This window comes from Acetobacter sp., assembly GCF_047721705.1.
Taxonomy (GTDB): Bacteria; Pseudomonadota; Alphaproteobacteria; order Acetobacterales; family Acetobacteraceae; genus Acetobacter.
Genome location: NZ_JBDNXK010000012.1, coordinates 1 through 13669, shown reverse-complemented (window position 1 = coordinate 13669; position 13669 = coordinate 1). Strand labels below are relative to the sequence as shown.

The following is a 13669-nucleotide window of genomic DNA, read 5'->3' as shown; positions in this document are numbered from 1 at the left end:
CTATTGCGGCCCTTCTGGTTGTGGGCGGTGGAGCGTCGTGGATGGCGAACCAGCCTCATGGAGCGCCGGAAAATCCGACTGGATTGGCGGCGGGGACGCCTAGCGCTTTCCAGAACGAGCGAAACGCTTCTTCTGACGCAAAACCTGCCCTGCTTGTTCAGATGGTCTATATCGCGCCGGAAAATGCCGCCGCCGCGCTTAGAGGCGCGGGCTATACACCTGATGAACAGACACGGATCATGGCGGCCATCAAGCGGCGTGAATATAGACTGGCCGTCATGCCTGTGTTCGATGCCACCAATACGGGTGGCACGATCCTCATTCAGTCCGGCGTGATGAAAAAAATAGTGCATCTGACGCCACAGCCGCAAAATGTGATTCTGCCGATCACCCTTGCCGGAGAAGTGACGATCACGCCTGTTTCCGCCCCGGGTCCGACGGGCATCACACCGGGCGCCATCACGGTTCTCGGACCGGAAATATTCCCGGCCCTGCAAACAGGTGATTCTCTTCTTCTTTCGGTCATGGTTCAGTGATGGATGAATTGTTCTTAGCTCTCCGGAGTCTGGCCCCATGAGCGGTCTGCTTCCCATGCTCAACCGGTTCATGCCGGTGATGATGGTGATCTTTCTTGTTCTCGCGAGCATTCAGGCCGCAGTCAGCCTGCATCTTTCTCTCGCGTCGATTGACCATTTCATGGGATGGTGTGCTCCGTTGTGGCCCGTTCTCGCGGCAATCGGAGCCTTTTTCACACTTATGGGCCTTCTCGACGAAGTGCGGTCGGAAAGGCTTGCCCGCAAAGGGCTTATTCCCAGACGGGGGTGGATGATGGACGTTCTGGCGCGGCTGACAAACCGACAGGCACTTGAAGAAATGATGGCCCGCGAGCAGCGGGACGCCACAATCGACGCTGAGGAACTGGCGGCTAATCTCCGCGCCCGCGTCATCGGGCAGGATCAGGTCTGCGAGGATATTGCGTCACAGTTGAGGCGCCGCCTCGCGCTTCAGGTGCGCGGCAAGCCGGTCGGCATCTTCCTGCTTGCGGGTCCCCCCGGCACAGGCAAGACTTATCTGGCCAAGCAGCTTGCCCGACAGCTCGACCGTCCGCTCATGCATTTCGACATGACACAGATGGCCAGCCCTCACGCCGCAACACAGCTTTTCGGCTCTCCCAAGGGTTATGTCGGCTCTGACACCTACGGCAAACTGACGGGCGGTCTGAAGGAAAAGCCCGATGCCGTCGTGTTGCTCGACGAGATTGAAAAAGCCCATCCGGACGTCTTCAAACAATTCCTGATTGCGTGGAACGACGGCTATGTCACCGAAGCCTCGACGGGAGCGCATGTTTCCGCCACGCAGGCGATCTTCATCCTCACGTCCAACATCGCCACGGAAGCCCTGACCGAAATTGCGGATCGGCTGGCCAATGATCCGGACAAGATGCGCGCCGAGTCGGTGGAAGCACTCCGTCAGGCCGGTTTTGCGCCGGAGGTGCTGAGCCGTATCGACCGTATCTTCGTGTTCCGAGCGCTCCGCGGACTGGATATTGCCCGCGTGGCTGCTCTGGAAATCGAGAGCATGATCGAAAGCTACGGTCTGTCGATTGAACCGGGCGGCATTGATGCAGCCATCCTGATTGATGTCATGCGACGCCAGAACCGGCTGGGCGATGGCGCGTCGGCCCGTGACCTCGCCCGCTCGATTGAGGACATGATCAGTGAATCGCTGATCATTGCCCGTCAGCGGGGGGCCAAAATGGTGCGGATCAGCCAGACCGAGAACGGAGTCACGGCGGAAGTTGTCACGGAACCCATGTCTCTCACCCGCCCCCACCTGACTTCGTAACGGCCATATGTCTGCATTTACCCGTCTGTGGCGCCGAGCCCCGCTCTGGCGCCTGTCGCTCATCGGCATGGTTGCATGCGGAGGACTGACCGCACTTTACCCCCCTCACTGGCTCGTCAATCTCTATCCGCCCATCGGCAAGCTTGTACATCATGCCCCACCCGCCTCTTCTGGCGAAGGAGAGGAACAGGGTTCTGCGGGAGATGGCGGAAGTGCACCTGCTTCAGGGGGATCGAACGACTATCGTTCCGGTCAGGCAGCTGCTCCACCCATTGATGCTGACCTACGCGATGTCATCCCGCTCGCTGGCCGTCAGTTCCCGTTACCTGTCGGCATCTGGCATCCTGTGCTCACCGAGCAGAACGGCCCCCATGGCGAGATCGTCAGCAATGTGTATGTCCGGACGGATCGCGGGGTTGTCACCGGCGTCATTCTTGTCCGGGCCACGACAGTCAGCATTCCGGCGAACCTTTCCTCAGTCCCCCACCCGTCCTGTGATCGCGAGGAAGGAATCCTGTTCCGGCGCGTTCTGCCATCGCCACCAGGCACCACAGAATGCGTGATGACCAACGTGACACAGCCGCCTATGGGAGAGGCCGCTTCACGGGAAGATATCGACTGGGCGTTTCATCGACTGGTGCTTCTGGGCTTTCCCATGCCGCCGGTCCTGGTTCAGGGCATATGGGTTCACACCGTCAGGGACCCGACTGGTGACGGTCAGAATTTTGAAACGATGGCCATCGCTCTCAGCCCGGCCGATCCCGGCACCACCCATATAAAAGCATCCATGGACGACTGGACGCCTGAAGGGATCGGCGCTTCGCCCTTCGCAGGTCGTTTTGTCAATGACGTCAATAACTGGATGCTGAAATGGGCGCCCGTTCTGCAACAGGGCTACCAAGGCAAATTACAGCCCAGCACGGAAACCGTTCGACCCGGTTCCGCTGATCCAGCATGGCACGGGACCGGTGACAGACCACCGACCTGAGAATCAGGTTGGCGGGGCGAGGACATCCGCGGAAATCTCGATCAGGAAATCCAGCACCGTCCGCGTGCGCAGGGGGAGCGTGCGTGGTCCCGTGTGCACCGCATAAAGCGGCATGGACGGCACGGCCCAATCCGGGATTACTTCCACAAGCTCTCCAGAGGCCAGAAGGCCGCGCACCTGAAATTCGGGCAGCAATCCGATGCCAACGCCGGCCTGCACGGCATGAAGCGCCGCCTCGCTGGAGTTGGCCCGGAAGGCCGTCTGAGGCGCGACGACACTTTCCTCGTCATTACAGAAGAAATGCCAGTCCTGTCGGCCACCGCCATAGGTAAACACGACACATGCTTCCCCCATGAGATCACGGGGATGAAGCAGCGGCTGTTTCGGCTGAAAGTTATGCGGTGACATGACAAGCGAACGACGGACAGAACCCAGCTTGCGGGCAATCAGGGAACCTTCAGCGATCTGCCCAACCCGGATGGCGAGATCCAGCCCTTCCTCCACCAGATCACCGAACGCATCGCGCATGATGAGTTCGACAGAGAGGTCGGGATGTTTCTGCAACAGTTCATTGATACGGTTGGTCAGATACAAACCGAATGCCGTTGTGACGCCAAGACGCACCAGTCCAGACACTGAAGCCCGGCGACGGCCCAGCACCGTTTCGGCTGTCTCCAGAATTTCCAGAACTTCGTAGGCATGCGGCAACAGACTGCGACCGTCTTCGGTCATCATCAGGCTGCGCGTGGTCCGTGCGAAAAGCGTGGTGCCATAATGCGCTTCCAGCAACGCAATATGACGGGAAATGGTTGGCTGACTGGCTCCCGTCTCACGGGAAACAGCCGAAAATGAACCCGTTGCGGCAACGCGAACGAAGCTGTGCAGAGCTGAAAGAAGATCCATTGGGGGCAATCGCAATCATGTGGTAAAATTATGATGGCGATATGTTTATTTATACACAACACGTCCGGAATGGATGTACATATACCAAAGACGCATAGGAGCGGTTCCAACAGTAAATGGAACCACTCCCCTTTTTCGGTTCAGCCCTTTGCTGAACTGCGTCTTTCACTCACAGAAAGGCGCTTTTCCGCCATCTTCGCCAGCCGCACAAACGGCAGACCGAGCAGAAGATAGGCTGCGCCAACCATCATACCTGTTCCGAAATAATCGAAGTAAGTGGACGACAACCGCACATAGGTCTGACTCAGTTCGGTCAGCGTAATGATACTGACTAGCGAAGAGTCTTTCAGCAGTGAGATGAAGTCGTTCGTCATCACTGGCACAACGACCCGAAATGCCTGTGGCACCACGACATAACGCAGCGCCTGCGTATGGGTCATGTTCAGGGCCGTAGCCGCTTCCATCTGACCGCGTGCAACGGATTGCAGACCGGCGCGATAATTTTCCGCCTCATAGGCTGCATAGTTCAGCCCAAGACTGATGACACCCGCCACAAAGGGCGAAAGCCTAATGCCGATCCCCGGCAGACCGTAGAAAATGAACAGCACCTGAATCAGCAGCGGTGTTCCACGGACAACTTCGATGTAAAGTGTTGCCAGAGCTGCGGCCCATGACGGCCCGTAACGACGTGTCAGCGCCAGAATGAGACCCAGCGCCACCGCCAGCACCATCGCACAGGCGGAAACCGCCAGCGTCATGACAGCGCCCTTGCCGATCAGCGGCAGGAAACTGACATATCGGTCAAAGCGGGCTTTCCAACCTTTGGTCGGAGCGGTCGCGGCAATGTAGCGCTCCCACTCGGTCGGAGCGATGCCGGGCTGCGAGTAATCGCCAGTCCACGCCGCCATTTCCGGTGTCCACAGATTCCAGCGCGCCAGAATCCGGTGTAGCGTACCATCCGTCATCATCGATTTTAGGGCCGCATCGACCTGCTTACGCAGTTCAACATTGCCCCCTTTCGGGAAGGCAATGCCATAGGACAGGTGGCCGACCGGCGGACCAACGATGCGGAAAGCCGGATCGGCCTCGCCGTAATAAAGCGCGATGGGACCATCGATGAGGATCGCGTCGAGGCGCTTGTTGCGCAGATCCTCGAACATGTTTGATTCTTCATCGTAGCCGCGCACGGTGATGTCGTGCCGCTCACCCATCATCCGCTCGGCCAGCGTGTCCTTGACCGTGCCGATGGTGTGACCGCCGAGGCGCTCGTAGGAATCCAGTCCCGCCTGATCGCGGCGTACGACAATACGCTCTGAAGTCATGTAGTAAGGCTGGCTGAAATCGACGGCCTCGATATGCTCCGGCGTCATTTCGATGCCGCAGATGACCATCAGATAGAAATTGCGCTCAAGACCGGGGATCAACCCGTCCCAGTCGTTCTGCACGAACTGGGCGTCACGTCCCAGACGACGACCGATTTCCTCCATGATGTCATATTCAAAACCGCTCATGCGGTTTTCGTCTGACGGGTCATGGAAGGTGTAAGGCACGTTGGAGGTGCCGTCGGCCCCCCATTTCAATGCTGTAGCAGATGCATCTACCGTAGCTGGCGCGGTTACGGGTTCCGGCTGGGCCGGCGTATTCTCCGCCCGTGCCGATACGCCGTTAAAAGCAAACCCCACGACTGCGAAGCCAATGAGAAAGCGCGCACGAAGCCGCGAAAGAACGGAAGTCATGCCGAGGCTCCCAGAAGAAAGCGCCGCGTCCGGGGATCGCGCGGATTATCATACATTTCGTCCGGATCACCGATCTCGATGATCTCGCCACCATCCATGAACACAATCCGGTCTGAGGCGGCGCGGGCGAAACTCATGTCATGGGTCACGACAATCTGCGTCATGCCCTCGCGATCCAGTGCCCGCATGACCTCAAGCACTTCCTCCGCCACGCGCGGATCAAGCGCCGAAGTCGGCTCATCGTACAACATCACATCCGGACGCATGGCGAGCGCACGCGCAATTGCCGCACGCTGCTGCTGTCCACCGGAAAGCGTGGCCGGATAACGCAGACAGGCAGCTTCAAGTCCCACCTTGGCGAGCAGTTCGCGTGCCTCAGCCTCGGCGACTGCGGGCGCGACCTTCTTCACCACGCGCGGCGCAAGCATCACGTTGTCGAGCACCGTGCGATGAGGGAAAAGATTGAACGACTGGAACACCATGCCGACATGCGCGCGCAGCCTGTGCGCCAGCGCCTCGTCGGAGGCTTTCCATGGACCGCCCGAGCGACGGATACTGTCGTCGGCGATCGTCACCGTGCCTTCATCCGGGATTTCGAGGAAATTCAGGCACCTCAGAAAGGTGGATTTCCCGCATCCCGAAGGACCGATGATCGAGATGAGGTCTCCCCGTTCGACGGTCAGAGACACCCCATTGAGCACCTTGTTTGAATCGAACGATTTACTGATCGATTCAGCACAAAGAACCGTTTCAACGCAAAAGGCTGGCCCGGAATTTTCCGGACCAGCCATTTTACCAACGTCATGAACAGACGGAGTAGTGTCAGGCAGCTTTCAGCATCCCACGCAAGACGTACTGGAGAATGCCACCATGACGGTAATATTCAACCTCGTCCAGCGTATCTATGCGACAAAGTAGTGACACTTCTTCCTTCGTCCCATCGGCGCGGGTGATGACCAGCGTCACGTCCATGCGCGGCGTGATCTTCTCCAGACCGATGATGTCGAAGGTTTCATCACCCTTCAGCTTCAGCGTCTTGCGATCCGTGCCTTCCTTGAAGAGCAGCGGCAGAACGCCCATGCCCACGAGGTTGGAGCGGTGGATACGCTCGAAGCTTTCAGCGATGACGGCCTTCACGCCCAGAAGCAGTGTGCCCTTGGCAGCCCAGTCACGGGACGAGCCCATGCCGTATTCCTTGCCGCCGATGACGACGAGAGGCGTGCCCTCCTTCTTATACTCCATGGCCACATCGTAGATGAAGCCCTGCTTGCCGTCCGGATAGTGCTTCGAGAGACCACCTTCCGTTCCGGGGCACATCTCATTCTTGATGCGGATGTTGGCGAATGTGCCACGCACCATGATGCGGTCGTTACCGCGACGCGAACCGTAGGAGTTGAAGTCTTTCGGCTCCACACCATGCTCCATCAGATACTTGCCTGCTGGCGAGTCCTTCTTGATGGCGCCGGCCGGAGAGATGTGGTCGGTCGTGATGTTGTCACCAAGCAGAGCCAGAAGACGCGCACCCTTGATGTTGCTGGTCGTCTCTGACGGTTCAGCTGGCATGTCCTTGAAGTACGGCGGATCCTGCACGTAGGTGGACTTCGGATCCCACTTGTAGGTCTCGGAACCGGTCGCGATCTTGAGATCCTGCCATTCCTTCGTGCCCTTGGACACGGTGGAGTAGCGCTTGATGAACTCTTCGCGGTTGATGGACGAACCGATCAGCGCGGCGATTTCCTTGTTCGTCGGCCAGATGTCCTTCAGGTAGACCGGCTTGCCGTCCTTGGACGTACCAAGCGGCTCCTTGGTGATATCCTTGCGCATCGTGCCGAGCAGCGAATAGGCCACGACCAGAGGCGGGCTGGCGAGGTAGTTCGCGCGCACATTCGGCGAGATACGGCCTTCGAAGTTACGGTTACCGGAGAGCACCGAAACAGCGACCAGCTTGTTGTTCTCGATGGCGTCAACAATGTTGTCAGCCAGCGGACCGGAGTTACCGATGCAGGTCGTGCAGCCGTAACCGACCGTGTTGAAGCCCAGAGCATCGAGATCTTCGCTCAGCTTGGCGCGGTTCAGATAGTCCGTAACAACCTGCGAACCCGGCGCCAGCGATGTCTTGACCCATGGCTTCGGCTTCAGGCCAAGAGCACGCGCCTTGCGGGCGACGAGACCGGCAGCGATCAGCACGGCTGGGTTGGACGTGTTGGTGCAGGACGTGATCGCCGCGATGACGATATCGCCGTTGCCCAGCTCGTAATTGGTGTTGGCAACCGGGAACTTCTTGTTCTTGTCGGCTTCGGCCACACCGAGATTGGTCGTCAGTTCTTTCTCGAAAGCGGATGTGGCATCGGTCAGAACAACGCGGTCCTGCGGACGCTTCGGGCCGGAGATGGACGGCACGATGGTGGACAGGTCGAGTTCCAGCGTGTCGGTGAACATTGGCTCCGGCGTCTCCGCCGTGCGGAACATGCCCTGCGCCTTGTAGTATTCCTCAACCAGCTTGATGCGGTGGGAATCACGGCCCGTCTCATGCAGGTAATCAAGTGTGAGCTTGTCGACCGGGAAGAAGCCACAGGTCGCGCCATATTCCGGAGCCATGTTGGCGATCGTCGCACGATCGGCGACCGGCAGATGGTCGAGGGCCGGGCCGAAGAATTCGACGAACTTGCCAACGACGCCCTTTTTACGGAGCATCTGGGTAACGGTGAGCACCAGATCGGTCGCCGTAGCGCCTTCCGGCAGCTTGCCCGTCAGACGGAAGCCGATGACGTCCGGGATAAGCATGGCGATCGGCTGGCCGAGCATTGCGGCTTCAGCTTCGATACCACCAACACCCCAGCCCAGAACGCCCAGACCGTTAACCATGGTCGTGTGGGAGTCCGTGCCGTACAGCGTGTCCGGATACACATATTCCTTACCGCCGACTGCGGCGGTCCAGGCGACCTGCGCAATATATTCGAGGTTCACCTGATGGCAGATGCCTGTATCAGGCGGAACGACCGAGAAATTCTCGAACGCTTCCTGACCCCAACGCAGGAACGCATAGCGCTCGCCGTTACGGTCGAATTCGATGGTGATGTTCTTCTGGAGCGCATCCGGCGTGCCGTAGACGTCTACCATCACCGAATGGTCAATAACGAGATTGACCGGCACCAGTGGGTTCACCTTTTCGGGGTTGCCCTTCAGCTGCACGATGCCGTCACGCATCGCGGCGAGGTCAACCACACCCGGAACACCGGTAAAATCCTGCATAAGAATGCGCGATGGCTTGAAGGGCACTTCCTTCGTGCTTCGCGCCTTTTCCAACCAGCCTGCAATGGCCTTGGCGTCATCCTGAGTATAGGAGCGACCGTCTTCGAAACGCAGGACGTTCTCGAGCAGCACCTTGAGGCTCACCGGGAGGCGATCTACCTTGCCGATGGTTTTCTCGGCCTCCGGGATTGAGAAATAATGGTAGGTCTTGCCGTCAACCTTGAGCTCACGCCCGGTTTTCAACGAATCGTGCCCAACCGCTTTCATAAAACTTCCCTCCGCGACAACAGCATCCCGCTGGTATGTCGAACCGGCAGCACTCTCCACAATCAGGTAGTTAGATACCTTGCCCGGGAAGCATCCCGAGCCGCCGGCTTGATCTCTGATCGGTGCTAGAACATACCGGGAGCGCACTTCCGCACAAGCGTACCGGCGACCACAAGAACGCGAGCAGAGCGAAAAGCCGGTTTCCCACGGTCACAAACAAGGGAACAGACTCATTTCAGTGTCGCCCCCCCTCTCCACGCAACTATTCGTAAAGAATCTCTCGGTTTTCCGCGGAGAACGACTCGTTCTGGATGATGTCAGCCTGTCCCTTGCGTCGGGCGAGGCACTTCTGCTCACCGGCCCGAATGGCGCCGGAAAATCCACGCTTCTGCGGGTTCTGGCGGGACTGCGTCGCCCTGACGCCGGGCAGGTCCTGTGGAATGACGAAGACGTGTTCGCTGACCGAGCTCTGTATGCACAGCGCGTCGCCTATCTCGGTCATCAGGATGCGCTCAAACCAGGCCTGACTCTCCTCGAAAATCTCTCGCTTTTCGCACGTGGAGGCTCACTGGAGCAGGCGCTTGATGCTTTCGCGCTCCGCTCTTTGGAGGACACACCGGCACGGCTGTTGTCTGCCGGGCAGAAGCGCCGAGCCGCCCTTACACGGATCATTCTTGCTGATGCGCCGCTCTGGCTGCTCGACGAACCGAGTCTCGGGCTGGATGCCCGATCGGTTGAACGGCTCGGGGAAGCCCTTCGCCGCCATCGCGAGAAAGGTGGCATGGTCATTGCCACGACTCATGTGCCGCTACCGCTTGAGAACGTGCGGCATCTCGCGCTCCCGGGCGCTCAGCAGGATGAGTGGAGCGAAGAATGAATCGCCTGTTTCTCGGGATTATCGGGCGGGATCTGCGCCTCGCTCTACGGCACGGAGCCGATACACTTGGGGCGGTTCTGTTCTTCATTCTGGCGGCGGCACTCTTTCCCCTCGCCCTCGGCCCATCCCCCGAACTGCTGCGGCGCATGGCGCCCGGCGTGATATGGGTGTGCGCTCTTCTGGCATCATTGCTGCCGTTGGACCGGCTGTTTGGCTCGGAACTGGAAGATGGATCGCTGGATCAACTGCTGTTGACCGGCCTGCCACCGTCTCTCGTCGCACTCGCCAAAATGGTGGCGCACTGGCTGACGACGGGCCTTCCGCTTCTTCTCGCCGCAGTTCCGATGGCCATCATGCTGGGACTACCAACCGCCACGTTGCCTGCTTTGATGGCTGGTCTGGTGCCCGGCACAATGGTGCTGTCACTGTTCGGCGGCATGGCGGCTTCCATCGTGCTCGGCGCACGACGCGGAGGCGTGCTGCTTCCCCTGCTTGTGCTGCCGCTGGTCACACCCGTTCTGATCTTCGGCGCAGCAGCGGTCGATGCGGCCCGCACAGGTCTTGCCTATGCCCCTGACATGGAACTGCTACTGGCATTCTTTGCAGGCGCATTGCCGCTTTGCCCGTTGGCGGCAGGCGCAGGTCTTCGCGCGGCTACGGAATAAAAACGGACTCAGTTCTCGGCGAGCGCCTGTCGACTCGCCTTGACGCGAGTGACGCGGCGACCTTCCATTTCCAGAATTTCGAACAGCCAGCCCGCGAAAACGACCTTGTCCCCTACCGCCGGAACGCGGCGCAGGAGCGCAAGAATCAGGCCACCCAGCGTGTGATAATCTCCCTCACCCGGCAGTTCACCCAGATTGAGCCGGTCCTTGACTTCGTCAGCCGGCTCCGACCCTTCCAGCATCACCACGTCGCCCGGCTGCACGGTCAGCACCGCATGCTGGCCATGCTCGTTGACCTCACCGACGATGGCATCGAACAGATCCGAAGCTGTCACAATCCCTTCAAAGGAACCGTATTCATCCACGACGAGGGCAATTCCAAGCGGGATGGAGCGCATCCGTTCCAGCATATCGAGAGCGGAAATGGTGTCGGGAACCACGACTGGCTGCCGCAATCCGGCTTCCATCGACACCGGCATGCCATCGAGCAGGCGATCCAGCATGTCGCTGGCCAGAATCACGCCAACCGGATTATCCACCCGTCCCTCACACACCACGAGCCGGGAAAATGTTGTCGTGCGCAGAGCTGAAATCAGCTCCTCACGGGAGGCATAGCGCTCGATCCAGACGATCTCGTTACGAGGCGTCATGATCGCGCGGACAGGACGATCCGCCAGTCGAAGCAACCGCTCGATCATGGTCCGCTCTTCATGTTCAAGAACGCCGGTCTGGGCGCCTTCCAGAAGAATGGCCCGCAGCTCTTCGTCGGTCATCGTCTGCTTGTCGGCGGCCGATACACGCAGCAGCTTCAGGACGAGATTGGAAGACAGCCGAAGCACCCAGACGATTGGGCGCGCGACCAACGCCAGCATCTCCAGCGGCAAGGAGAGCGCCGCCGCGATACGCTCGGGATATTGAAGCGCCAGTTGCTTGGGAACGAGTTCGCCCAGAACCAGCATCAAAGCCGTGATCGCCACGACAACCACGATGATCGAGATATTTTCAGCAAACGGCGCGAGAACGGGAAACTGCGCCAGCCAGGGCGTCAGAGCAGCCTCGATCTTTATGCCGCCAAATGTGCCTTCAAGAATGGAGACGAGGGTCATGCCGATCTGAACGGTCGGCAGAAAGCTCTGAGGATCGTCAGCCAGTTTCAGCGCCCGATCGGCCCCTCGTAGGCCCTGAGACTGAAGAATGACCAGTCGCGGTCTTTTCAGAGAAATCAGCGCCAGCTCGCCCATCGCAAAAATGCCGTTCAGAACGACGAGCAGCAGAATGATCAGAATCGAAACAGCCATGACATCCAGATAACAAAAAAGGGCAGAACCAGATGGTTCTGCCCGATACTATGATTTTGAGAAATGACCGATCACCAATTCTCAGTCTGCGGCATCCATCGTAACAGCCGCATCTGAAGTCTTGGAAGCACTCACTACAGTCGTCACGCGCGGCGGTTTGGCCGGTTTCTTGCGTGAGGAGATTTCCTCAAGCTTTTCCTCGACCTGTTCAGCATAGTTGTACTGCGCAGGACGCTGGTTCGCGAGGGAGATCTCAGGCGCCATCGGCTTTTCCGTTTCCGGACCGAACAGGGCGACCTTGGCGATATGCCATGGACGCTTCACGGCATCCATGACGGCCGTGGACTCGTAGCCGGAATGGACCATGCAGTCGGCGCATTTCTCGTAATTGCCGGTGCCGTAGTCATCCCACTTCGTGTCGCTCATCAGCTCGTCGAAGGATTTGGCGTAACCTTCACCCAGCAGATAGCAGGGACGCTGCCAGCCAAACACGTTACGGAGCGGCTTGCCCCATGGCGTGCAGTGATAGGTTTCATTTCCCGCGAGGAAGTTCAGGAACAGCGGCGACTGCGTGAAGCGCCACTTATGCCCTTTGCCGAGGCGGAAAATCTCACGGAAAAGCTGCTTCGTCTTCTGACGGTTCAGGAAGTGCTCCTGATCCGGCGCACGCTCGTAAGCATAACCCGGAGCCGTCATGATGCCGTCAACGCCCATCGCCATGACTTCATCAAAGAAGCGGGCGACACGCTGCGGATCGGCACCATCAAACAGGGTGCAGTTGATCGAGACACGGAATCCGCGGGCCTTGGCCTTCTTGATGGCCGCAACCGCACGCTCATACACGCCTTCCTGACAGACGGATGCGTCGTGCATCTCCTTGTCGCCATCGAGGTGAACGTCCCATGAGAAGAACGGATTCGGCTCGAAGTCGTCCATCTTCTTCTCGAGAAGAAGGGCATTCGTGCACAGATAGACATATTTCTTGCGGTCGATCAGCGCCCGCACGATCTCCGGCATCTCCTTGTGAAGGAGAGGCTCACCGCCAGCAATGGCGATGACGGGAGCGCCTGCTTCCGCATCGGCATCAAGGCATTCCTGCAAGCTCAGGCGCTGATTCAGGATTGCCGCGGGATAATCGATTTTACCACAGCCTGCGCAGGCGAGATTACACCGAAACAGCGGCTCCAGCATCAGCACAAGTGGGTAACGCTGCCGTCGGGTGATATGCTGTTTGACGACATATGCACCGACCCGGACGGCCTGCATCAAGGGTACCGCCATTACGCTCTGCTCCTCAGATCGGTCGAGAGACCGACATCCAGTCAAGTTGCGGACATAATATGGCCATGTCCGGAAGAATGAATAGAAACCGTCTCGTGGCTCAGGCCTGCGGACAAGTCATGGCGCGTGCCCTAAATATGGCACGACGCATCTAGAATGACAGGCCTATAGAATAACCGTCTCCGGATGCTCAAGTGTTGATTACAGATCTGTTGCAATAACACCACACTGACCGACCATTCGGAAAATGATGCTTGCCACCATTGATAAAAAACGCCCAAGCAAACCGCCAGTTTTTTCGAACCAGACCGTTAGATCGCCCGATGGAAGAACTTACCGGACTGCTCGGCGTGAGATTCCACACTGGAATTCTTAAGGCCCGGTTCTCTGCTCTTCTGCCGCATGGGAAACCCAGCCTCCCATGCAGACGGGTGTGTTGGCGACCGCAGAAACGGATATGATACGTTATGGCTCACAACACGACATCATCTTCCCCCACATGCCCCACCCGCGGCCGTTTTCCGTTGCTGGATCGTGTTTCGTATCCTGTTGACCTT

At 58.7% G+C, this 13669-nt stretch carries 11 protein-coding genes; 5 read left to right on the top strand and 6 right to left on the bottom strand.

Features of this window, described 5'->3' with window-relative positions; all coding sequences use genetic code 11:
- From ABF824_RS03465 to ABF824_RS03455, 3 genes are all read left to right on the top strand, one after another.
- Positions 1-536, top strand: a 536-nt coding sequence (locus tag ABF824_RS03465) for a hypothetical protein (RefSeq protein WP_415486454.1), incomplete at its 5' end; no start/stop codon positions are given.
- A gap of 37 nt (positions 537-573) precedes the next feature.
- A complete protein-coding gene (locus tag ABF824_RS03460; protein ID WP_415486453.1) occupies positions 574-1845 on the top strand; it encodes an AAA family ATPase in 1272 nt (423 codons plus the stop codon).
- Between the two features lie 7 nt (positions 1846-1852).
- Positions 1853-2833, top strand: coding sequence for a hypothetical protein (locus ABF824_RS03455; protein ID WP_415486451.1), 981 nt, complete (start codon positions 1853-1855; stop codon positions 2831-2833).
- A gap of 3 nt (positions 2834-2836) precedes the next feature.
- On the opposite strand, the gene ABF824_RS03450 is transcribed toward ABF824_RS03455, so the two are convergent.
- From ABF824_RS03450 to acnA, 4 genes are all read right to left on the bottom strand, one after another.
- Positions 2837-3736, bottom strand: coding sequence for a LysR family transcriptional regulator (locus ABF824_RS03450; protein ID WP_415486450.1), 900 nt, complete (start codon positions 3734-3736; stop codon positions 2837-2839).
- A 140-nt stretch (positions 3737-3876) separates the two neighbouring features.
- Positions 3877-5472 (bottom strand): ABC transporter substrate-binding protein/permease, encoded by a 1596-nt coding sequence (locus tag ABF824_RS03445; RefSeq protein ID WP_415486449.1) that lies wholly within the window; start codon positions 5470-5472, stop codon positions 3877-3879.
- Entirely contained in the window at positions 5469-6263 is a 795-nt protein-coding gene (locus ABF824_RS03440) for an amino acid ABC transporter ATP-binding protein (protein ID WP_415486448.1), read from the bottom strand. The genes ABF824_RS03445 and ABF824_RS03440 overlap by 4 nt, the downstream gene beginning before the upstream one ends.
- Before the next feature lie 31 nt (positions 6264-6294).
- A complete protein-coding gene (gene acnA / locus ABF824_RS03435) occupies positions 6295-8991 on the bottom strand; it encodes an aconitate hydratase AcnA (protein WP_415486447.1) in 2697 nt (898 codons plus the stop codon).
- A gap of 238 nt (positions 8992-9229) precedes the next feature.
- Between acnA and ccmA the strand changes: the two genes are divergently transcribed.
- Together ccmA and ccmB are read left to right on the top strand one after the other, a co-directional pair.
- Positions 9230-9868, top strand: coding sequence for a heme ABC exporter ATP-binding protein CcmA (gene ccmA / locus ABF824_RS03430; RefSeq protein WP_415486446.1), 639 nt, complete (start codon positions 9230-9232; stop codon positions 9866-9868).
- Positions 9865-10533, top strand: a complete 669-nt coding sequence (gene ccmB, locus ABF824_RS03425; protein WP_415486445.1) for a heme exporter protein CcmB — start codon at positions 9865-9867, stop codon at positions 10531-10533. Before ccmA ends, ccmB begins: the two co-directional genes overlap by 4 nt.
- An 8-nt stretch (positions 10534-10541) precedes the next feature.
- Here ccmB and ABF824_RS03420 read toward each other — a convergent pair whose 3' ends face one another.
- Complete coding sequence (locus ABF824_RS03420) at positions 10542-11831, bottom strand: hemolysin family protein (protein ID WP_415486444.1); 1290 nt, start codon at positions 11829-11831, stop codon at positions 10542-10544.
- Positions 11832-11912: 81 nt separating this feature from the next.
- Positions 11913-13112: an adenosyl-hopene transferase HpnH gene (gene hpnH, locus ABF824_RS03415; protein WP_415486442.1), complete on the bottom strand. Its 1200-nt coding sequence runs from the start codon at positions 13110-13112 to the stop codon at positions 11913-11915.
- Positions 13113-13669: the final 557 nt, after the last annotated feature.

What these genes read in the sequence shown, in the direction of transcription:
- ABF824_RS03460 (WP_415486453.1), top strand. Translation starts at nt 574, where the DNA reads ATGAGCGGTCTGCTTCCCATGCTCAACCGGTTCATGCCGGTGATGATG.
- ABF824_RS03455 (WP_415486451.1), top strand. Translation starts at nt 1,853, where the DNA reads ATGTCTGCATTTACCCGTCTGTGGCGCCGAGCCCCGCTCTGGCGCCTG.
- ABF824_RS03450 (WP_415486450.1), bottom strand. Translation starts at nt 3,736, where the DNA reads ATGGATCTTCTTTCAGCTCTGCACAGCTTCGTTCGCGTTGCCGCAACG.
- ABF824_RS03445 (WP_415486449.1), bottom strand. Translation starts at nt 5,472, where the DNA reads ATGACTTCCGTTCTTTCGCGGCTTCGTGCGCGCTTTCTCATTGGCTTC.
- ABF824_RS03440 (WP_415486448.1), bottom strand. Translation starts at nt 6,263, where the DNA reads ATGGCTGGTCCGGAAAATTCCGGGCCAGCCTTTTGCGTTGAAACGGTT.
- acnA (WP_415486447.1), bottom strand. Translation starts at nt 8,991, where the DNA reads ATGAAAGCGGTTGGGCACGATTCGTTGAAAACCGGGCGTGAGCTCAAG.
- ccmB (WP_415486445.1), top strand. Translation starts at nt 9,865, where the DNA reads ATGAATCGCCTGTTTCTCGGGATTATCGGGCGGGATCTGCGCCTCGCT.
- ABF824_RS03420 (WP_415486444.1), bottom strand. Translation starts at nt 11,831, where the DNA reads ATGGCTGTTTCGATTCTGATCATTCTGCTGCTCGTCGTTCTGAACGGC.
- hpnH (WP_415486442.1), bottom strand. Translation starts at nt 13,112, where the DNA reads ATGGCGGTACCCTTGATGCAGGCCGTCCGGGTCGGTGCATATGTCGTC.